Source organism: Streptomyces clavifer (genome assembly GCF_036345975.1).
In the GTDB taxonomy this organism is placed as follows: domain Bacteria; phylum Actinomycetota; class Actinomycetes; order Streptomycetales; family Streptomycetaceae; genus Streptomyces; species Streptomyces clavifer.
This window is the reverse complement of sequence record NZ_CP107793.1, coordinates 4,824,418-4,843,344: the sequence shown is the minus strand read 5'-3', so window position 1 is coordinate 4,843,344 and position 18,927 is coordinate 4,824,418. Positions and strand designations below refer to the sequence as shown.

General features: G+C 70.3%; 20 protein-coding genes and 1 pseudogene. 14 read left to right on the top strand and 7 right to left on the bottom strand.

Translation table 11 applies throughout. The annotated features are described in order from the left end of the window. Positions 1 to 50: 50 nt before the first annotated feature. The 5 genes from OG927_RS21340 to OG927_RS21320 all read left to right on the top strand — a co-directional run bounded on the left by OG927_RS21340 (position 51) and on the right by OG927_RS21320 (position 6,102). Positions 51 to 1,469, top strand: coding sequence for a PepSY-associated TM helix domain-containing protein (locus OG927_RS21340; RefSeq protein ID WP_330320635.1), 1,419 nt, complete (start codon positions 51 to 53; stop codon positions 1,467 to 1,469). A gap of 154 nt (positions 1,470 to 1,623) precedes the next feature. Next, the gene (locus OG927_RS21335; protein ID WP_206431746.1) at positions 1,624 to 4,041 is read left to right on the top strand and encodes a glycoside hydrolase domain-containing protein; all 2,418 of its coding nucleotides are present in this window, start codon (positions 1,624 to 1,626) and stop codon (positions 4,039 to 4,041) included. A gap of 19 nt (positions 4,042 to 4,060) precedes the next feature. Continuing rightward, complete coding sequence (locus tag OG927_RS21330) at positions 4,061 to 4,498, top strand: hypothetical protein (protein ID WP_319103671.1); 438 nt, start codon at positions 4,061 to 4,063, stop codon at positions 4,496 to 4,498. 16 nt (positions 4,499 to 4,514) lie between these two features. After that, a complete protein-coding gene (locus OG927_RS21325; protein WP_056793866.1) occupies positions 4,515 to 5,168 on the top strand; it encodes a hypothetical protein in 654 nt (217 codons plus the stop codon). 343 nt (positions 5,169 to 5,511) lie between these two features. Continuing rightward, positions 5,512 to 6,102, top strand: a complete 591-nt coding sequence (locus OG927_RS21320; protein ID WP_056793864.1) for a hypothetical protein — start codon at positions 5,512 to 5,514, stop codon at positions 6,100 to 6,102. 141 nt (positions 6,103 to 6,243) lie between these two features. Here OG927_RS21320 and OG927_RS21315 read toward each other — a convergent pair whose 3' ends face one another. The 3 genes from OG927_RS21315 to OG927_RS21305 are packed head-to-tail and all read right to left on the bottom strand — an operon-like array spanning position 6,244 to position 8,674. Further along, the gene (locus OG927_RS21315; RefSeq protein ID WP_124281266.1) at positions 6,244 to 6,591 is read right to left on the bottom strand and encodes an STAS domain-containing protein; all 348 of its coding nucleotides are present in this window, start codon (positions 6,589 to 6,591) and stop codon (positions 6,244 to 6,246) included. Continuing rightward, positions 6,588 to 7,871, bottom strand: coding sequence for a PP2C family protein-serine/threonine phosphatase (locus tag OG927_RS21310; protein ID WP_319103674.1), 1,284 nt, complete (start codon positions 7,869 to 7,871; stop codon positions 6,588 to 6,590). The genes OG927_RS21315 and OG927_RS21310 overlap by 4 nt, the downstream gene beginning before the upstream one ends. Then, positions 7,871 to 8,674 carry an alpha/beta fold hydrolase gene (locus tag OG927_RS21305; RefSeq protein WP_124281267.1) on the bottom strand — a complete coding sequence of 268 codons (804 nt, stop codon included), beginning with the start codon at positions 8,672 to 8,674 and terminating at the stop codon, positions 7,871 to 7,873. Before OG927_RS21305 ends, OG927_RS21310 begins: the two co-directional genes overlap by 1 nt. Positions 8,675 to 8,712: 38 nt before the next feature. Between OG927_RS21305 and OG927_RS21300 the strand changes: the two are divergent. From OG927_RS21300 to OG927_RS21285, 4 genes and pseudogenes are all read left to right on the top strand, one after another. After that, positions 8,713 to 8,811, top strand: a pseudogene (locus tag OG927_RS21300) (Uma2 family endonuclease); the annotation flags it as partial. Between the two features lie 106 nt (positions 8,812 to 8,917). Then, the gene (locus tag OG927_RS21295) at positions 8,918 to 9,499 is read left to right on the top strand and encodes a Uma2 family endonuclease (RefSeq protein ID WP_124281268.1); all 582 of its coding nucleotides are present in this window, start codon (positions 8,918 to 8,920) and stop codon (positions 9,497 to 9,499) included. 328 nt (positions 9,500 to 9,827) lie between these two features. After that, the gene (locus OG927_RS21290; protein ID WP_056793853.1) at positions 9,828 to 10,079 is read left to right on the top strand and encodes a hypothetical protein; all 252 of its coding nucleotides are present in this window, start codon (positions 9,828 to 9,830) and stop codon (positions 10,077 to 10,079) included. After that, complete coding sequence (locus OG927_RS21285; RefSeq protein WP_124281269.1) at positions 10,079 to 10,471, top strand: cupin domain-containing protein; 393 nt, start codon at positions 10,079 to 10,081, stop codon at positions 10,469 to 10,471. Before OG927_RS21290 ends, OG927_RS21285 begins: the two co-directional genes overlap by 1 nt. 74 nt (positions 10,472 to 10,545) lie before the next feature. Here OG927_RS21285 and ychF read toward each other — a convergent pair whose 3' ends face one another. Next, positions 10,546 to 11,634 carry a redox-regulated ATPase YchF gene (gene ychF / locus OG927_RS21280; protein WP_056793849.1) on the bottom strand — a complete coding sequence of 363 codons (1,089 nt, stop codon included), beginning with the start codon at positions 11,632 to 11,634 and terminating at the stop codon, positions 10,546 to 10,548. 230 nt (positions 11,635 to 11,864) lie between these two features. Between ychF and OG927_RS21275 the strand changes: the two genes are divergently transcribed. Continuing rightward, complete coding sequence (locus OG927_RS21275; RefSeq protein ID WP_124281270.1) at positions 11,865 to 12,491, top strand: DUF6542 domain-containing protein; 627 nt, start codon at positions 11,865 to 11,867, stop codon at positions 12,489 to 12,491. Between the two features lie 59 nt (positions 12,492 to 12,550). Here the strand turns inward: OG927_RS21275 and ppgK are convergent, their stop codons facing one another. Further along, on the bottom strand, positions 12,551 to 13,288 hold the full coding sequence (ppgK, locus tag OG927_RS21270; RefSeq protein WP_330320634.1) for a polyphosphate--glucose phosphotransferase: 738 nt from the start codon (positions 13,286 to 13,288) through the stop codon (positions 12,551 to 12,553). Between the two features lie 29 nt (positions 13,289 to 13,317). After that, positions 13,318 to 14,316: a 4-hydroxy-3-methylbut-2-enyl diphosphate reductase gene (locus OG927_RS21265; RefSeq protein ID WP_124281271.1), complete on the bottom strand. Its 999-nt coding sequence runs from the start codon at positions 14,314 to 14,316 to the stop codon at positions 13,318 to 13,320. Positions 14,317 to 14,402: 86 nt separating this feature from the next. Between OG927_RS21265 and OG927_RS21260 the strand changes: the two genes are divergently transcribed. From OG927_RS21260 to OG927_RS21245, 4 genes are all read left to right on the top strand, one after another. Next, positions 14,403 to 15,746 (top strand): APC family permease, encoded by a 1,344-nt coding sequence (locus OG927_RS21260; protein ID WP_124281272.1) that lies wholly within the window; start codon positions 14,403 to 14,405, stop codon positions 15,744 to 15,746. Positions 15,747 to 15,964: 218 nt separating this feature from the next. After that, positions 15,965 to 17,176 (top strand): exodeoxyribonuclease VII large subunit, encoded by a 1,212-nt coding sequence (xseA, locus tag OG927_RS21255; RefSeq protein ID WP_056793839.1) that lies wholly within the window; start codon positions 15,965 to 15,967, stop codon positions 17,174 to 17,176. A gap of 51 nt (positions 17,177 to 17,227) precedes the next feature. Then, the gene (locus OG927_RS21250) at positions 17,228 to 17,479 is read left to right on the top strand and encodes an exodeoxyribonuclease VII small subunit (RefSeq protein ID WP_056793837.1); all 252 of its coding nucleotides are present in this window, start codon (positions 17,228 to 17,230) and stop codon (positions 17,477 to 17,479) included. A gap of 152 nt (positions 17,480 to 17,631) precedes the next feature. Then, positions 17,632 to 18,222 carry a malonic semialdehyde reductase gene (locus OG927_RS21245; RefSeq protein ID WP_056793835.1) on the top strand — a complete coding sequence of 197 codons (591 nt, stop codon included), beginning with the start codon at positions 17,632 to 17,634 and terminating at the stop codon, positions 18,220 to 18,222. Between the two features lie 88 nt (positions 18,223 to 18,310). Here the strand turns inward: OG927_RS21245 and OG927_RS21240 are convergent, their stop codons facing one another. Next, the gene (locus OG927_RS21240; RefSeq protein WP_056793832.1) at positions 18,311 to 18,832 is read right to left on the bottom strand and encodes a DUF4245 domain-containing protein; all 522 of its coding nucleotides are present in this window, start codon (positions 18,830 to 18,832) and stop codon (positions 18,311 to 18,313) included. Positions 18,833 to 18,927: the final 95 nt, after the last annotated feature.

Sequence of the window (18,927 nt, the reverse complement as noted above, 5' to 3'; positions counted from 1 at the left end):
GGTTCGCCACGGCTGCGGCCGATGCCCCCCACGCGACCCAGGAGTCCCCCATGCCAGTCGAACCAGCAGTCCTGGCCCCCGACGACGGGGACCAGGAGGCCGGGCCGCAGCGACCCGGCCCCGTCCGCGGCGAACGGTCCGCCTGGTCCACCCTGCGCCCGCTGGTCCTCCGACTGCACTTCTACGCAGGCCTGCTGATCGCCCCGTTCCTGCTGGTCGCCGCCACGACGGGGCTGCTGTACGCGGGGTCGTTCCAGGCCGAGAGGTTCCTGTACGCCGATGAGCTGCGGGTCCCCGCGGGCGACCGCGAACTGCCCGTGTCACAGCAGGTGGAGGCGGCCCGCAAGGCCCATCCCCGGGGCGAGATCAGCGCGGTGCGCCCCTCACCGGAGAAGGGGGTGACGACACGGGTGCTGCTGAGCGGGGTACCGGGCGTCGGCGCCGGGCACACCCTGGCGGTGTTCGTGGACCCGTACACGGCCGAGGTGCGAGGCGACCTCGAGCAGTACGGATCGACCGGTGCCCTCCCCCTGCGGACCTGGATCGACGAGCTGCACCGCGATCTGCATCTGGGCCAGCCGGGCCGCCTCTACAGCGAACTCGCCGCCAGCTGGCTCTGGGTGATAGCGGCCGGCGGTCTGGTGCTGTGGTTCGGCCGCCGCAGGGCACAGCGCGCGCTGCGCGGGTCGAAGGGCCGGCGGCGCACGCTGTCGCTGCACGGCACGGTCGGGGTGTGGGCCGCGATCGGACTGTTCATGCTGTCGGCGACGGGGCTCACCTGGTCGACGTACGCCGGTGCGAGCATCGGCGACCTGCGTACGGCGCTCGACCAGACGACACCGACGGTCACCGCCACGGTCGGCGAGCACGCCGAGCACACGGGTGCGGGTGGCGCGGCCACGGGCGGGCCCGAGGGCGTGGGACTGGACGCCGTCCTGGCGGCCGCCCGCGCCGAGGGGCTCTCGAACCCGGTGGAGATCGTGCCGCCGGCCGACGCCTCGTCCGCGTACGTCGTGCGGCAGATCCAGCGCAGCTGGCCGGAGAAGCAGGACGCCGTGGCGATCGAGCCCACGTCCGGCCAGGTCACCGACGTACAGCGGTGGGCCGACTACCCGGTGCTCGCCAAGCTCTCCCGGTGGGGTGTCGACCTGCACACGGGGAGCCTGTTCGGCCTGGCCAACCAGATCGTGCTCGCCGCGCTGGCCCTGTCCCTGATCGTGCTGATCGTGCTCGGCTACCGCATGTGGTGGCAGCGCGGCCGCGGTTCCTCCTTCGGCCGCCCGCTGCCGCGCGGGGCGTGGCAGCACGTGCCGCCGTACGTCCTGGTGCCGCTGATGGCCGCGATCGCGGTGCTCGGCTACTTCGTACCACTGCTCGGCATCCCGCTGGCGGCCTTCCTGCTCGTCGACGTCGTGTGGGGAGAGATCGAGTACCGGAGGGGACGCCGGCCGGTGGCTCCCCCGGTCTGAGGGGAGGCCTCGCGCGAGGGCGCCCGGAGGTGAAAGACCGGACGGAGACTGCCGATCACTACCGTCCACGTCACAGGAGCACGCCTTCGGCGTGCCGCGGGTTCTTCGCGGCACAGGGCCGGGGTCCGTGCCGTGTCACGCCGAGAAGGGATCGATGTTGGACGAGAAGGTCCTCGACGCTCAGAAGTGGGTCAACGCGACCTATGGCGGCGTCTCCGGTTACGCACGAAGTCCCGAGGACGGCCGCACCGGCTGGTCCACCATGAACGCCCTCGTGATGGGCCTCCAGCACGAACTGGGCATCAGCCCGGTGGTCGCCAGCTTCGGCCCGACCACGATGTCCAAGCTCCAGGCCCTCGGCGACATCGGCTTCGGCTGGGACAAGAACACCAACATCGTCCGCATCATCCAGCACGGCCTGTTCTGCAAGGGCTACTGGGGAGCCAACGGCTACGGCGGCTACGGCGCCGTGACCACCGAGGCGGTCAAGAGCCTCCTCCTCGACATGGGCCTGCCCGACGGAGGCACCGGCACGGCGGGCGGCGTCACCACCCCGAAGATCTTCAAGTGCATCCTGAACATGGACGCCTACACCAAGGTCAACGGCGGTTCGGACGAGGTCCGCACGATCCAGCGCTGGCTCAACAGCCGCTACTGGACGAGGGACGCCTACACCATCGGCCCCTGCGACGGGATCTACTCCCGCGACGTGCAGAAGGCCATGATGATCGCCATCCAGTACGAACTCGGCATCGCCGCACCCAACGGCAGCTTCGGTCCCGCCACCCAGGCCGGGCTGAAGACCAAGGAGTTCGGCGAAGGCGCCTCCGGCCTCTGGGTCGAGCTGTTCTCCGCGGCGTGCGTGTTCAACTCCCCGGTCCCGACGGGCACCAGTGACGCCGGCACCCCCACCACCTGGCGCAGCACCTACGACGGCAAGCTCCGCGAATGGGTCCAGGTCTTCCAGAGGTTCTGCAAGCTAGAGGACACCGGTCGCTCCGACTACCGGACGTGGGCGCAGCTCCTGGTCTCGATGGGCGACCCGGACCGGCCCGCGACGGGCTCGGACACCCGTTTCGAGATCACCGCCTCCCGGGCCCAGTGGCTGCGCAACAACAAGTACGAGGTGGTCGGCCGGTACATCTACGACCCGCCGGGCTCCACCCTGGACAAGGAGATCAAGCCGGGCGAGCTCGACACGATCTTCAGCAACGGGCTGAACGTGTTCCCGATCTACCAGGACAACGCCCGCGAGTTCGGCGACTTCACCTACAGCCAGGGCTACCAGCACGCGCTCAACGCCCACAAACTGGCCTCGGACTACGGCTTCAACCGTGGCACCGTCATCTACTTCGCGGTGGACTACGACGCCACCCGCGAGGAGATCGACGCGGCGATCGTGCCGTACTTCCACGGGATAGCCGCCGGGCTCTCCTACAACGGCAAGCGCTACGTGCACGGTGTCTACGGGTCGCGGAACGTGTGCACCGTGGTCAGCCGGCAGACCGGTGCCCGCTTCTCGTTCGTCTCGGGCATGTCCTGGGGCTTCTCCGGCAACCTCGGTTTCCCGATCCCCGCGAACTGGTCCTTCAACCAGATCAAGGAGTTCAAGGTCACGAACGGGTCGGACACCTTCGACCTCGACCGCGACGTGATCTCCGGGGTCGACCTCGGTCAGAGCAGCGTGAAGAAGCCGTCCGGTCCGGCGGACGACTTCATCAACTACGTCCAGCGCCTGTACGACCACGCGGTCGCCTACACCGGCGACCGGAACCCGAACCAGCTGGTGATGGAGTACATCCGGCACAAGGCGTACGGCGGCGGCGACTGGGACTTCCTGATCGGCTCCTACGACAAGGCCTTCGTCGCGTACGCCGACGGCAAGGGCATGTCGGTCATGGCGGACTTCACCGACCCCTACACCGCGTACGAGCTGAACGCCGAGCACCTCATGGCGTCCGCCAACGGGCACTTCGTCGCCTGGATGCCGTCCAACCCGCGTTCGGTGAACGAGGGTGACGTCGCGGGCTGGGGCGGCGACCTGCTCACCCTCTACGTCGACTGGCGCCGTGCGACGGGCGAGTACCCCAACGGCCGCAACTTCGTGCAGCTGAAGATGGCGAAGGTCGGAGTGGCCTCCAGCTTCGGCTACAACGACCTGATCGAGGACGCCGACGCGTGGCTGCTGGCCAAGGCGGTGCGCGACGGCAAGACGATCGTCCAGGCCGTCCGCGACCTCTACAACGGGGGCGGTGGTCTGACGCGGTTCAGCCGCTACTGGACCGGCCGTTTCAGCGGTAAGGCGGAGGACGCCAAGTTCCTCGCACACAATATTCTTACCGCCGCGGACGACAAGGAGGTCGTGGCCGCCCAGGTCGGCCTGGTGACCGTCCGGGGCGGGATCAAGACGCTTCCGGCCATGCTCGGGTACGACGAACTGGAGCCGTTCGAGCAGGGGTTCGTCGATGTGCTGCTGGCTCGCACCGGGACCGAGCAGCGCCTCCGCGCCACGTACGAGGCGAACCACGAGAAGTACATGAAGGCCGCCAGGAACCGTGCGGCCCGTAAGTGAACGAAGGGACCACCCGTAAGTGAACGCAGTCTCGGCACTGGCCGCCATCGCACTCCCCCCGCTCGTCCTGGCCGTGTTCGTGCTGAGCGTCTGGAAAACCGCACGTGGACTGCCCACCCGCCGGTGGCGAAGCCCCGGGTGGTGGGCGTACCCCGCGGTCGTACTGATCGGCCTGGGCTGCGTCGCCTGGTTCATCGGGACCTTCTCCGGCGGCCTCGACGTCAGGGAGGCCTGCGCTGCGGTCGGTGCTCCCTACGACGACGCCTACCGGACGGAGCACTGGCGCGAGCCCTCCCAGTGGTTCCCGCTGCGCAACAAGTGCGACGCCGGTCACGACCTGGTGCCGGCCTGGGTCAACCCCTCTCTCGTCGTCTTCGCAGTGATGCTCGTCGGCTGTGCCGCGGGTGCCGTGGCGACGGCGGTCATCGGAAGGAAGCAGAGTGAGAAACAAGATTGACCGACGCGGCGTCCTCATGGCGGGCGCCGCACTCGGGGCCACCACGGCCCTGGCCGCGCTCCCCGGCACCGCGTACGCCGCCCCGGGCGCGCCGTCGGCAGAAGGGACACCCGGGAGCCGGCGCTGGTCGGGCGCGAAGTCGGCGAACGGCTGGCCCGTACTGGAGGAGGCGGAACTCTTCCGGATCGAGGGATCCGGCCGGTCCGTGCGTCTCGCCGGCGGCGACGCGGCGGTGATCCTGCTGCACGTGGCCCGCCGCTTCCACTACGAGATCGACCAGCTGCGGGACGGCGACGTCACCGGACACTCCACGACGCGCGGGGCGATCCAGGACTACGAGTCCAACTACCTGTCGGGTACGGCCCTGGCGATCCGGCCACTCGCCTATCCGGTCGGCGCCAAGGGCGGCCTGTACCCGCACGAGCTCGTCGTCGTGCGGGACATCCTCGCCGAGCTGGACGGCGTGGTCGGGTGGGGCGGCGACCTCCCCACCCCGAAGGAATCCCACTTCGAGCTCGCGTACGGCCCCGGCCACCCGAAGGTGAAGGGCGTGGCACGCACGATCCGCGCGTGGCAGGCGGGACCCGGCAGTGCGGGGGCGGGCGCCGTCGACGCCTTCGACCCGGAACGCCGCAGCAGGTCCCGGGCGTTCGCCCGCCGGACGGCCTAGCCGTCCACGCTCGACACCGGCGGCGAGGACCCACCGGCCGGTGAGTTCCACCAACGGTGAGGTCCTTCCGCTCGTCCGCCGACACACCCGGCCGATGAGCGGGAGGGCCTCACCGTCGGCGCACCCGCGGGCCCGGGTGCCGGGCGTCGTCTCGGCGCACAGGCTCCGCCCACACCCCGGCATCGGCATCGGCGGCCGGCCGCGTACAGGACTCTCCTCCCGCCCCGACGAACCGCCGTGTGCGTAGCCCGGATGCGTCGTCCCTGTGGTGCACCGGCCCGACGGCGGCGAGCGTGAGGGTGGCCGTGGGCACCTGCGGCCCTTCCCGCGGTGAGGAGCAGCGATGTCGGAACGCAATACCGTCCTGCGCAGTGTCCACGATCTGGGTTTGGCGGCCTGGTTCGGTGGGTCCTTGATGGGCGCAGTCGGTCTGAACGGCGCAGCCCGGAGTGAGGGGCGCACGGCGGATGAGACCTCCAGGATCGCCAGTGCGGGCTGGGCGAAGTGGACGCCGGTGAACGCCGTGGCGATCGGTGCACACCTGATCGGCGGCACCGGCCTGCTCGCCGCGAACGCCGCCCGTGTCCAGACCCAGCAGGGCGTCGCCGCCTCCACGCTGGTCAAGACCGCGCTGACCGGGGCGGCGCTGGCCGCGACCGCGTACAGCCGGGTACTGGGCAAGAAACTCGAGCTCGCCACCTCCGAGGACCCGAGCGACCTCCAGAAGGCGGTCGACCACCCCGTCGACCTGGACAGGGCCCGCAGTCACCTGACGCTGATGCAGTGGACCATCCCGGCGCTGACCGGTGCCGTCGTCGTACTGAACGCCCTGCACGGAGAGCAGCAGCGCCCCCTCCAGCAGAAGATCGGCATGCTGCAGAGGGCCGCGTCGTACGCCCCCGTGCCCGTGCCACACCTCGGCCACCACTGCTGAGCGGGCTCACACGCTGACCGTGCGTGGCGGGGCCGGTCGCGAGGCTCGGCCACCGCGGGGAGCGCCGGCCGGCTCAGCCCTGCCCCGTGGAGCGGGGCCGCGCCGGGGCGTGGGCACGGTGGTCCGGGCCCGGGGCGTACGTCAGTCGCCGACGGCCCGGTTCCGTGTCCCGGCGCCGGGTTCGAGCCGGAACACCTGGTCGAGCCCGGTGACGCGCAGGATGCGGAGTACGGGGCCGGGCACGGAGACCAGCGCGATGTCTGCTCGGGCGGCGGTCGCGTGGTTGCGGGCGACGATCAAGGCGGTGATGCCACTCGAGTCGCAGAAGTCGAGCCCTCCCAGGTCGAGTACGAGCAGGCGGCCCGGACCGAGGTCGATTCCTGTCACCACCCGTCGCAGTTCTGCGGCGGTGCTGTAGTCGAGCTCTCCCGCGACCAGCAGCACAGGGCCGGTCCCGGTGTCTCGGACGGTCGTCGTCAGTGGGCTCATGTCGGGGTGCCGTTCGCAGGGTGAGGCCGGTTGGTGGGTACGCCGAGGGCCAGGAGGGCGGTGTCGTCGTCCAGGCCGTCACCGAAGCTGTTGAGCAGGCCCGTCAGCGCCGTGACGACCTGCTGGGCACCGGTGTGGGGCAGGCCTTTCGCGAAGTCGCGCAGCGCCTCGTCCCCGAACAGTTCGCGTTTCTCGCCGATCCGGGCCTCGGTGAGGCCGTCCGTGTAGAGCAGGAGGGTGTCCCCCGCCGCCAGCACGGTCCTGGCGGAGGTGAAGGGAGCTGTGGGCAGGATGCCCACGAGGAGGCCGCCTGGGGTGGGCAGGTAGTCGGCCCGCCCGTCCTGGCGCAGCACGAGCGCCGGGGGGTGACCGCCGGAGGCGAGTTCGACCTCGACCGTGTCGCCGACGGGTTCGAGGACGCCGAAGACGGTGGTGCAGTAGCGCGGGTCGCCCATGGCGTAGCGCTCGTGGAGCACGGTGTTGAGGGTGGTGAGCGCGGCCACGGGGTCCGGGTCGTGAAGTGCCGCGGCCCGCAGGGTGTAGCGGGTCAGGGAGGTCACGGCGGCGGCCTGGGGGCCCTTGCCGCAGACATCACCGAGGAAGAAGGCCCAGCGTGTGCCGTCCAGCGGGAAGAGGTCGTAGAAGTCTCCGCCGAGACGGTCCGGTGAGGCGGTGTGGTAGTGGGAGGCGGCTTCCATGCCCGGCACCGGGGGGAGGGCCGCCGGAAGCAGGCTGCTCTGCAGTACCGCGAGCGCTTCCTGGAGCCGCGCGCGGTCTTCCTCCGCCTGCCTGCGGGCCTCTTCGGCGACTCGGCGCTCGCGGAGCAGTTCCTGTTCGTAGGAGCGCCGGGCGCCGGCGTCGAAGACCGTCGTACGGATCAGCAGGGGCCGGCCGCCGCTGTCGGTCTTCGTCACGGAGCTGACGAGCGCGGGGAGCCGGCCGCCGTCGGCCGTTCTGAGGTCCAGGGCGATGCCGCTGATGCTGCCCTGCATATTGAGGAGGGGGGCGAAGTGCGTGTCGTGGTAGATCCTGCCGCCGGCGGTCAGCAGGTCCATGAAGCGCATGCGGCCCACCACTTCGTCCCGGGAGCGGCCGAGCCAGGTGAGCAACGTGGTGTTGATCTTGGCGATGGTTCCGTCCATGAGAGTGGACAGGTAGCCGCAGGGAGCGGACTCGTAGAGCTCCTCCGCGCTGTCCTCCAGCAATGCGGTGAACGCCGCGTCGGTGGAGGTGGCCTCCTCACCTTCCGGACGGTCGGGGCCCGGACCGATGGGGCACATCACGAGCGGTTTCCGGCGAAGTCGACGATGGCGGCCGCGGTCGCCTCGGGGGCGCTCAGCTGCGGGCAGTGGCCGGTCGCCTCCAGGGTGACCAGGCGGCTGCCGGGGATGGCCGCGTGGACGTACGCGCCCACTTCCCGAGGAGCGATGGCGTCCTGCGAGCACTCCAGGACCAACGTGGGGACGCTCACCGTCCCGAGGTCCCCGCGGGTGTCGGACAGGAACGTGGTCCGGGCGAAGACGCGGGCGACGGCCGGGTCGGTGGCGCAGAAGCTGTTGGTCAGTTCCTCACCCAGTTCGGGACGGTCGGGGTTACCCATGATCACCGGGGCCATGGCCGCCGACCAGCCGAGGTAGTTGGCTTCCAGGGATTCGAGGAGCTCGTCGATGTCCTCGGCACTGAATCCGCCCCGGTATCCGGGGCCGTCGATGTAGCACGGGGAGGGGCCGATCATGATCAGCGAGGCGAACCGGTCCGGTGCCGCGGCCGCCGCCAGTACGCCGACCATGGCGCTGACCGAATGTCCCACGAACCGGACCTCGCGCAGGTCGAGCGCTTCGACTATCTCCACCACGTCGCGGGCGTATCCCTCCAGCGCGCCGTAGCGTTCCTCGCTCCACGCCGTGAGGTCCGAGCGCCCCGATCCCACGTAGTCGAACTGCACCACGCGGAAGCTCTCGGCCAGGACCGGTGCCACCAGCCGCCACATGTTCTGGTCACAGCCGAAACCGTGGGCCAGGAGGAGAACCGGCCCGCCCTCAGGACCGGACACGGTGACGTTGTTCCTGCTGCTGATGTCCATACGGTCATCCTCGCACTCCGGCCCGGCCCGGCCCTGATCCCTCGGCGCCGCCCGACCGGACGCGCCCGCCCCGCGCGGAAGGCGGGTTGGCGAAGGACCTGGACCGCCTCCCGGAAGCACCGCGCCACACCGAGCTGCCGCCGCGGCTGAACGAGCACCCCGCGTTTGGGTGACGAGGGCGGTTCTCGTCTCGGTCGTCGTCGACCTCGTGCCCGGACCTCGCTGAGTCGCTACGGTTGAGCCATGACCGCGCTGCCTGACTGGATGCGCCCGCCCCGCGCGGAAGGCTGGTTCGCGGAGGACCTGGACCGCCTCCCGGAAGCACCGCGCCACACCGAGCTGATCGACGGAGCCCTCGTATTCATGGCGTCCCCGCAGCGGTGGTGGCACGGCCATCTCGTCACGATGCTCACCGTGGCTCTCATGGAGCAGGCGCCGGCCGGCGTAAGGGTCGGACGGGAGATGACCATCAAACTCGATCAACGCAATCGGCCCGAGCCGGATCTGCTGGTGACGACGGCCGACTTCGACGGTGACCGCACCTGGTTCGCACCGGATGAAGTACGACTCGCCGTCGAGGTGGTCTCCCCCGAGTCCGCACACCGGGACCGCACGGTGAAGCTCCACAAATACGCAGAGGCCGGCATCCCGCACTACTGGCGCATCGAGGACGAGGACGGAGCACCCATCGTCCACGTCTACGAACTTGACGAGCCAACCGCCACCTATGTACCCGTTGGCATCTTCAGGCGCTCGCTCAACCGTCCGGTGCCCTTCGAGATCAACCTCGACCTGGAGAAGCTCGCTCCACCCCGCCGCACCTGAGTGAGCACCAAGTCAGCACGGAAATGCGGTGGGGCCGGACTTGCCCAAGTCCGGCCCCTCTGACCGGCATTTCTTGAGAAATGCCAGCTTGCAGTAACCAACTCACTACACGTTGAAGCGGAATGCCTGACGCAGGGCTCCCACCCGCGAGGGAGCCCCATCCAGGGCCCTGACCAGCCATTTCTTCGTTGGCTCGCGTTGGCCTGCGACGGGCGCTTACGGGTGTCCTGCGGACTCTGTGCGGACCGGACGGATACCCGTCCGCACAGTCCGCGCGGCCACGACCATTTACACCCAGAGACTTACGACCACCGGTAGCATGGGCTCCATGAGCGGTAGCAAGAAGTACTCGATCAGCCTGCCCGAGGACCTCGCCGAAGCCGCACGCGCCCACGTCGGGCCCGGCGGTTTCTCCTCCTACGTCGCCGAAGCCCTCGAACAACGGGTCGCCATGGACAAGCTCCGGGAGATCGTCGCCGACTTCGCGACCGACAATGACGAGCTCACCCGCGAGGAGGTCGAAGCCGCCCGCACGCTGCTGCGCCATGACCACCGGCAGGTCGGCGGGGCCGCAGCCTGATGCCCGGCACCCTACTGCTCGACAGCGAAGGCCTCTCCAAGCTCTACCGCAAGGACCGCACCGTCATGGCCCTGATCCAAGCGGCATCGGAGGAAGGCATCCGCGTGGCCACAAGCGCCATGACCACCCTCGAGGCCGACTACGAGCGCATTCACCCCGCCCGGATCAAGTGGGTCCTCTCCCGCGTCGACGTTCACGACGTCACCAAGGAGATCACCGATCAGGCCGCAGCCCTCCTGCGCAGCCACCGCCTCCACGGCCACAAGTACGCCATCGACGCCGCCTTCGCCGTCATCGCCCGCACCGCACCCCAGCCAGTCACCGCCCTGACCTCCGATCCCGAGGACCTGACACTCCTGTGCGGCTCCACCGTAGAGGTCATCAAAGTCTGAACGCCGATCGCAGTCGTAAAACACCCGTGTCCGGCCCACCAACAAATGGGCCGGACACATTCCTTGATGGGGCGTCATACGTTGAAGCGGAACTCCACCACGTCGCCGTCCTGCATCACGTAGTCCTTGCCCTCCATGCGGGCCTTGCCCTTCGCACGGGCCTCGGCGACCGAGCCCGTCTCGACCAGGTCCTCGAAGGAGACGATCTCCGCCTTGATGAAGCCCTTCTGGAAGTCGGTGTGGATCACACCGGCCGCCTCCGGGGCCGTGGCGCCCTTCTTGATCGTCCAGGCGCGGGCTTCCTTCGGACCTGCCGTGAGGTAGGTCTGCAGGCCGAGGGTGTCGAAGCCGACGCGGCCGAGGGTGGCCAGACCGGGCTCTTCCTGGCCCATGGACTGGAGGAGTTCGAGGGCCTCGTCGTCGTCGAGCTCGATCAGCTCGGACTCGATCTTGGCGTTGAGGAAGATGGCCTCGGCCGGGGCGACCAGGGCGCGCTGCTCGTTCTTGAAGTCCTCGTCGACCAGCTCGTCCTCGTCGACGTTGAACACGTACAGGAAGGGCTTCGTGGTGAGCAGATGCAGCTCGTGGAGCAGGCGGCCCTTCTCGGTGCCGGCGGTGATGCCCCGGGAGAAGAGGGTGTCGCCCGCTTCGAGGATCTTCTGGGCCTCCTCGACGGCGGCGAGGACCGCGACCTTCTCCTTCTGGAGGCGGGACTCCTTCGTCAGGCGCGGGACGGCCTTCTCGACGGACTGGAGGTCGGCCAGGATCAGCTCGGTGTTGATCGTCTCGATGTCGTCCTTCGGCGAGACCTTGCCGTCGACGTGGACGACGTTCTCGTCCTTGAAGGCCCGGATGACCTGGCAGATCGCGTCGGACTCACGGATGTTCGCGAGGAACTTGTTGCCCAGGCCCTCACCCTCGCTCGCGCCGCGCACGATGCCCGCGATGTCGACGAAGTCGACGGTGGCGGGGAGCAGCTTCTGCGAGCTGAAGATCTCGGCGAGCTTGTTCAGACGGGGGTCCGGGACGCCCACCACGCCGACGTTCGGCTCGATGGTGGCGAACGGGTAGTTGGCCGCCAGCACGTCGTTCTTGGTCAGGGCGTTGAACAGGGTCGACTTGCCGACATTCGGCAGACCGACGATTCCGATCGTGAGCGACACTTTGGCGACTTCCTGAAGTGAGGAGGAGGGGCTGTGCGGGCGGGCCTGGAGTGGACCCGATTCTCCAGTTTACGGGCGGGCCGGGGCGGCCGGTCACAGGTTCGGGGCGGGGTGGCCCCACGGGGGCGGAGGACGAGTTTCGGCCCCGTGATATCGAACGCAGTGCCAAGGTCGGCCAAAGCGCGTGTCCAACGCCCGAAAGCACGTATCCCGCGACCTAGGTTGTCCGGGTGGAGCAGCACAGGACACGTACCCCGCAGCGCAGGCAGCCCGCGCCGCCCAAGCAGGCCCCGGTGTCGGCCCAGAGCGGCATCGGCGACGGCTCGGGCGCCTATCCGGTGTCGGTGGCGGTCTCGCCCGTCGCGCTGGGGACGGCCCCGGGCGCACGGCCGGGCCCGCGCGGGGGGTCGGCCGCGCCCGTGGTGGTCGCGCTCCGCAGATTCCCCAACCCCCGTCTGACCGGCATCGGCGCGGGTCTGTTCGCGTCCCTGGCCATGTTCCTGCTGGCCTGCCTGGACTGGCTGCTCCTCGACGGTTCGGAGCTCGCGTACGGGCTCCTGTTCCTGCCCGTCAGCGCACTCACCGCTCTCTGGGTGCGGCCCGCCGACCTGGTCACAGCGCCGATCAGTGTGCCGATCGCGTTCGCCGTCGGTGTCATCCCGATCGCCGGGGGCACGGGCGGCTTCGGGGGGCAGACGATGGCGGTCGTCACCGCGCTCGCCGTCCACGCGGGCTGGCTGTACGGCGGCACCCTCGTCGCCGGGCTGATCGCCACCGTGCGCAAGGTGCGGCAGATGCGGGAGCGGCGGCGGCACGTGCTGAGGTCCCCCCAGGGCGCTCGCCGCCCCCGCCCCTGACCGCCCCCGCGCCGTCGGTACCGCCCCCGCCCCGCCCCCGGCCGCTCCGGGCCTGCGGGCTACTTGCCCGCCGCCGCCATGGCCGCGCCGACGATGCCCGCGTTGTTCTGCAGCTCTGCCGGGACGACCTCGGCCCGTACGTGTTCGATCAGCGGCAGGAACTTCTCCGCCTTGCGGCTGACGCCGCCGCCGATGATGAAGAGCTCGGGCGAGAACAGCATCTCCACGTGGACCAGGTACTTCTGCACCCGGTGTGCCCAGTGCGGCCAGCTCAGGTCCTCGTCCTCCTTGGCCTTCGTGGAGGCGCGCTTCTCCGCGTCGTGGCCGTGCAGCTCCAGGTGGCCGAGCTCGGTGTTGGGGACGAGCCGGCCGTCGGTGAAGACCGCGCTGCCGATTCCCGTACCCAGGGTCAGCATGATGACGGTGCCCTTGCGGCCCCGTCCCGCACCGAAGGTCATCTCCGCGATCCCGGCCGCGTCGGCGTCGTTGAGGATCGTGACGGGCTGCCCGATCCGGTCGCTGAGCAGCGCACGGGCGTCCGTGTCGATCCATGCCTTCTCGACGTTGGCCGCGGTCCGGGTGATGCCGTCGGTGACGACACCGGGGAAGGTGATGCCGACCGGACCGTGCCAGCCGAAGTGGCCGACCACCTCGGCCACACCGCCGGCCACGCCCTCGGGCGTGGCCGGATGCGGTGTCAGTACTTTGTGGCGCTCCTGCGCCAGCTCTCCGCGGTCCAGGTCCACGGGAGCGCCCTTGATCCCTGAGCCGCCGATATCCACACCGAAGATCTCCATGGATCCACGGTACGGGCAGGTGGCAAGGATCACTTCCCGGGGCTGCCCTGTCCCGCGGACAGTGCCGCCGCCTCGGCCCGCAGATCGCGGCGGAGTTCCTTGGGCAGCGAGAAGGTGATCGACTCGTCGGCGGTCTTCACCGTCTCCACGTCCGCGTAACCCCGCTCCGAGAGCCACTCCAGCACGCCGTCGACCAGGACGTCGGGCACGGAGGCACCCGAGGTGAGGCCGACCGTGGTGACGCCCTCCAGCCAGGCCTCGTCGATCTCGTCGGCGAAGTCCACCAGGTGCGCGGCGGGTGCGCCCGCGTCCAGGGCGACCTCGACCATGCGGATCGAGTTGGACGAGTTCTTGGAGCCGACGACGATGACCAGTTCCGCGTCCTCGGCCAGCTTCTTCACCGCGATCTGGCGGTTCTGCGTGGCGTAGCAGATGTCGTCGCTGGGCGGGGAGATCAGCTGGGGGAACTTCTCCTTGAGGGCGTCCACCGTCTCCATCGTCTCGTCGACGGACAGCGTGGTCTGGGAGAGCCAGACGACCTTCGACTCGTCGCGCACGGAGACGCCGGCGACGTCCTCGGGGCCGTCGACCAGGGTGATGTGGTCGGGTGCCTCACCGCTCGTGCCGATGACCTCCTCGTGCCCCTCGTGGCCGATCAGGAGGATGTCGTAGTCCTCCTTGGCGAACCGGACGGCCTCCTTGTGGACCTTGGTCACCAGCGGGCAGGTCGCGTCGATCGTGGCGAGCTTGCGCTCCGCGGCCTCCGCGTGGACGGTCGGGGCGACTCCGTGGGCGGAGAACATCACGATGGAGCCCTCGGGCACCTCCGCCGTGACGTCGACGAAGATCGCGCCCTTCTTCTCGAGCGTCTGGACGACGTACTTGTTGTGCACGATCTCGTGACGGACGTAGATCGGGGCCCCGTACTGCTCCAGGGCCTTCTCGACGGCGATCACGGCACGGTCCACGCCCGCGCAGTAGCCACGGGGTGCGGCGAGCAGGACACGGCGGGCAGGAGTTGCAGTCATGGGCCCATCGTAAGGCCGTACCGAACAGGCGCGGGATCGGCGGGGTCGGGAGACTGATGCGTACGCCCCACAGCGACGGAGGGTTCATGACCGGAAGCAGCACCGACCGGGGAGGACTGCGCCGCACGCTGGGATTCCGGGACCTGGTCGTCTACGGGCTCCTGTTCATCGCGCCCATGGCCCCGGTCGGCGTGTTCGGAACACTGGACGCGAAGTCCGACGGCGCCGTCGCACTCGTGTACGTCGTGGCGACCGCCGTGATGGCCTTCACCGCGTTCAGCTACGCCCAGATGGTGCGGGTCGCCCCACAGGCCGGGTCGGTCTTCGCGTACGCGCGCAAGGGCCTCGGGGAAGGGCCCGGATTCATCGCCGGGTGGATGGCGATGCTCGACTACCTGCTCATCCCCGCGGTCGCCTACCTCTTCTCCGGGATCGCGATGAACGCACTGGTCCCCGAGGTGTCGCGATGGGTGTGGACGGCGATCGCGGTCGTCGTGACCACCCTGCTCAACCTCTGGGGCGTACGGGCGGCGGCCCGGGTGGGCTTCGCGGTGCTCGCCATGGAGATCGTGGTGCTGCTGGTGTTCGTGGTGTCGGCGGTGGTGGTTCTGGCCCGGGACGGGGCGCAGCGGGGCTGGCTGACGCCGCTCACCGGGGACACCGGCTTCTCGATGACGGCGGTGCTGGGTGCGGTGTCGGTCGCGGTGCTCTCGTACCTGGGCTTCGACGCGATCGCCTCCTTCGCGGAGGAGGTGACGGGCGGCTCCGCGAAGGTGGCGCGGGCGGTGCTGTTCTGCCTGGCGCTCGCCGGGACGCTGTTCGTGGTCCAGTCGTATCTGGCGGCGCTGCTGGAACCGGTGAGCTCCGCGGAGCTGGCGGCGGATCCGGTCTTGCAGGGGTCGGCGTTCTACGACGCGGTGGACGCGTCGATCGGGACCTGGCTGCACGACCTGGTGGCGGTGAGCAAGGCGATCGGGGCCGCCTTCGCCGCGCTGGCCGGGCAGGCGGCGGCGGGCCGGCTGCTGTTCGCGATGGCGCGGGAGCAGCGGCTGCCGTCGTTCCTCTCCCGGGTCGAGGGCAGGTCCGGGGTCCCGCGCGTCGCGATCGCGTGCGCCGCGGTGGTGACGCTGGTGGCGGCGGTGTGGGCCGCCCGTCGCGACGACGGGCTCGACCATCTGGTGTCGGTGGTGAACGTCGGCGCGCTCACGGCGTTCGTGCTGCTGCACGCGTCGGTGGTCGGCTGGTTCGCGGTGCGCAGGATGGAGGGACCGCCGAGCTGGTGGCGCCATGTCGTGATGCCGGTGGTGGGCGCCGGTGTACTGGTCGCGGTGATCCTGGAGGCGACGACGAGCGCCCAGCTGGTGGGCGTGTGCTGGCTGGGGATCGGCCTGGTGGTGCTCGCGCTCCAGTGGGGACGGCGAGCGGCCTGAGGTCCGGCGCGGCGGGCGGGCGCGGGGCCCGGCACGGCGGATGTACGCGGGTCCGGCGCGGCGGACACCCGCCCGGGAGGGTCACGCGGCGGTCCGGTGGCGGATACGCGCGTCGACCCGGTGGCGGATACGCGCGTCGACGCGGGCGCCTCGGACTTCCTGGCCGGGGACGGCGGATCGGCGGATGGTTGTCGGTGACGGCCGATACGCTCGCCCGTATGGCTCTCACTACGTCCCCGGAAGCTCCGCTGCCCGTCGGCGACGTGTCGCGGCTGATCGGCGGGTGGATCGACAGGCTGGGCGCGGTCTGGGTCGAGGGGCAGATCACGCAGCTGTCACGGCGGCCGGGCGCGGGCGTGGTCTTCCTGACGCTGCGGGACCCGTCGCACGACATCTCGGTGAGCGTGACCTGCTTCCGGCAGGTCTTCGACCGGATCGCCGATGTGGTGACGGAGGGCGCGCGGGTCGTCGTCCTCGCCAAGCCCGAGTGGTACGCACCCCGCGGGCAGCTGTCGCTGCGGGCGACGGAGATACGGCCGGTGGGAATCGGCGAGCTGCTGGTCCGGCTGGAGCAGCTGAAGAAGTCGCTGGCCGCCGAGGGGCTCTTCGCCCTGGAGCGCAAGCGGCCGCTGCCGTTCCTGCCCCAGCTGATCGGCCTGGTCTGCGGGCGGGCGTCGGCGGCGGAGCGCGACGTCCTGGAGAACGCGCGGCGCCGGTGGCCGGCGGTGCGCTTCGAGGTGCGCAACACCGCCGTGCAGGGGGTGCACGCGGTGAACCAGGTGGTCCAGGCGGTGCAGGAGCTCGACGGACTGCCCGAGGTCGACGTGATCGTCGTGGCACGCGGCGGCGGCAGCGTGGAGGACCTCCTGCCGTTCTCCGACGAGCAGCTGATCCGGGCGGTGGCCGCGTGCCGTACGCCGGTGGTCTCCGCCATCGGCCACGAACCGGACTCGCCGCTGCTCGATCTGGTGGCCGACCTGCGGGCGTCGACGCCGACGGACGCGGCGAAGAAGGTCGTGCCGGACGTGGGCGAGGAGCTCGACCGCGTCCAGCAGCTCCGGGACCGGGCGCTGCGGACCGTACGGGGGCTCCTGGACCGGGAGGAGCGGGGGCTGGCGCACACACTGGGCCGGTCCTCCATGGAGCGCCCCCAGCGGATGGTGGACGAGCGGGCGGCGGAGCTCGACGCGCTGACCGGGCGGAGCCGCCGGGTGCTGGGGCATCTGCTGGACCGCGCCGACTCGGAGCTCGCGCACACCCGGGCCCGGGTGGTCGCGCTGTCGCCCGCCGCGACGCTGGAGCGCGGGTACGCGGTGCTGCAGCGGCAGGACGGGCACGTGGTGCGCTCACCCGCGGAGGCCGGGGCGCCGGGCGAGGAGCTGCGGGCGCGGGTGTCCGAGGGCGAGTTCACGGTCCGGGTCGCCGAATGACGGGCTCACGGCCTCACTCCGTTGTCGGACCTCACGCTTAGGGTGGATCACATGACGGACGACGGGACGACGACGGCTGCCGCGACCGGCACGCTCGGGTACGAGCAGGCGCGGGACGAGCTGATCGAGGTCGTGCGCCGCCTCGAGGCGGGCGGCACGACGCTGGAGGAGTCGCTGGCCCTGTGGGAGCGCGGCGAGGAGCTGGCGAAGGTCTGCCGGCGCTGGCTGGAGGGGGCGCGGGCCCGCCTGGACGCGGCGCTGGCACGTCCCGAGGAGCCCGGGGAGGGCACGGACACGGACTGAGCGCGGACGGCGACGGGGGCGGGACACGAAAGGGACCTGCCGGGCGCTGTGCGGTCGGTCACGTCGACCTCGATTTAGTTGAATGTTAATCAACATTCGGGCTACGGTGACGACTCGCTCGACACCCGTCCGTCCGGAAGGCACCCCCACAGATGTCCCTCGTCCTTGACCCCGCCGCCCAGGACCTCCTCTTCCGTGAGGCCCGCACCGCCAACACGTTCACCGACGAGCCGGTGACCGACGAGCAGGTCCAGGCGATCTACGACCTGGTCAAGTACGGCCCCACCGCCTTCAACCAGTCGCCGCTGCGCGTCGTCCTGGTCCGCTCGGCCGAGGGCCGCGAGCGCCTCGTGAAGCACATGGCCGAGGGCAACCGGCCCAAGACCTCCACGGCCCCGCTGGTCGCGCTCCTCGTCGCGGACAACGAGTTCCACGACGAGCTCCCGGCGCTCCTGCCGCACTTCCCGCAGGCCAAGGACGCGTTCTTCTCCGAGCGCCCGGTCCGCGAGCAGTCCGCCACGCTGAACGCCGCGCTGCAGGCCGCCTACTTCATCATCGGCGTCCGCGCCGCCGGCCTGGCGGCCGGCCCGATGACCGGCTTCGACGCCGCGGGCATCGAGAAGGAGTTCCTGGACGGCGACCACAAGCTGCTCATGGCCGTCAACATCGGCAAGCCGGGCGAGGCCGCCTGGCTCCCCCGCCTGCCGCGCCTGTCCTACGACGAGGTCGTCACCACCGTCTGATCCGGACCACCCGCATGGAGAAGCCCCGCGAACGCCGAGCGTTCGCGGGGCTTCTCCATGTCCACGGACGTCCAGGAGGACTCCCGGGTCAGGAAGACGTCTCCAGCGCGGCGGCCATCTCCGCGAGGCTCTCCGTCGGGGCCGATCCGGTGACCACCGTGGTCACGCCCTCGGCCTGCAGCACGAGGGCGTCGTACTTCGGGCCCTCCCAGTGCTGCCACGCCTCACCGGCCACGTCGTACGTGCGCCCGGTGTCCTTGGCCTGCCGGCTCACCTCCGGCACGTACTTCCCGGCCGGGACCGTGGACTGCTCCACCGCTACGTACCTGCCGTCCGGATCGAGGAAGCCCAGGTGCCAGCCCGCACCGTTCCGGCCCTCGTACGAGACCGAGGTCGGCTTCCACTTCTCCGACAGCCCCGCCGGGGCGGCAACCGGGTACGGCGCGGCGCGGCGCGCCGTCGCGAGCTCGACCCGGTAGTCCACGGCCTTGATCGGATCAGCCGTGTCGTCGTGCGGGATGAAGAGGTAGATGACCCCCGCCAATGCGGTGATCACCGTCATCGACAGGAACATGTCCCGGACGGTCTGCTTGCCTCGCTTGCTTGCCACGGGGTCAATGGTGGCATGGGGCCTCCCACGCCCGACCGGGGGGCATCCGCTCATCCGTGACCCGCCCTGCTCATTTTATCGACCTACCGATAGAG

Bases quoted from the DNA above. Each gene is read 5' to 3' on its own strand.
- OG927_RS21340 (WP_330320635.1), top strand. From the start codon at position 51: ATGCCAGTCGAACCAGCAGTCCTGGCCCCCGACGACGGGGACCAGGAG.
- OG927_RS21335 (WP_206431746.1), top strand. From the start codon at position 1,624: ATGTTGGACGAGAAGGTCCTCGACGCTCAGAAGTGGGTCAACGCGACC.
- OG927_RS21325 (WP_056793866.1), top strand. From the start codon at position 4,515: ATGGCGGGCGCCGCACTCGGGGCCACCACGGCCCTGGCCGCGCTCCCC.
- OG927_RS21320 (WP_056793864.1), top strand. From the start codon at position 5,512: ATGTCGGAACGCAATACCGTCCTGCGCAGTGTCCACGATCTGGGTTTG.
- OG927_RS21315 (WP_124281266.1), bottom strand. From the start codon at position 6,591: ATGAGCCCACTGACGACGACCGTCCGAGACACCGGGACCGGCCCTGTG.
- OG927_RS21310 (WP_319103674.1), bottom strand. From the start codon at position 7,871: ATGTGCCCCATCGGTCCGGGCCCCGACCGTCCGGAAGGTGAGGAGGCC.
- OG927_RS21305 (WP_124281267.1), bottom strand. From the start codon at position 8,674: ATGGACATCAGCAGCAGGAACAACGTCACCGTGTCCGGTCCTGAGGGC.
- OG927_RS21295 (WP_124281268.1), top strand. From the start codon at position 8,918: ATGACCGCGCTGCCTGACTGGATGCGCCCGCCCCGCGCGGAAGGCTGG.
- OG927_RS21290 (WP_056793853.1), top strand. From the start codon at position 9,828: ATGAGCGGTAGCAAGAAGTACTCGATCAGCCTGCCCGAGGACCTCGCC.
- OG927_RS21285 (WP_124281269.1), top strand. From the start codon at position 10,079: ATGCCCGGCACCCTACTGCTCGACAGCGAAGGCCTCTCCAAGCTCTAC.
- ppgK (WP_330320634.1), bottom strand. From the start codon at position 13,288: ATGGAGATCTTCGGTGTGGATATCGGCGGCTCAGGGATCAAGGGCGCT.
- OG927_RS21265 (WP_124281271.1), bottom strand. From the start codon at position 14,316: ATGACTGCAACTCCTGCCCGCCGTGTCCTGCTCGCCGCACCCCGTGGC.
- OG927_RS21260 (WP_124281272.1), top strand. From the start codon at position 14,403: ATGACCGGAAGCAGCACCGACCGGGGAGGACTGCGCCGCACGCTGGGA.
- xseA (WP_056793839.1), top strand. From the start codon at position 15,965: ATGGCTCTCACTACGTCCCCGGAAGCTCCGCTGCCCGTCGGCGACGTG.
- OG927_RS21250 (WP_056793837.1), top strand. From the start codon at position 17,228: ATGACGGACGACGGGACGACGACGGCTGCCGCGACCGGCACGCTCGGG.
- OG927_RS21245 (WP_056793835.1), top strand. From the start codon at position 17,632: ATGTCCCTCGTCCTTGACCCCGCCGCCCAGGACCTCCTCTTCCGTGAG.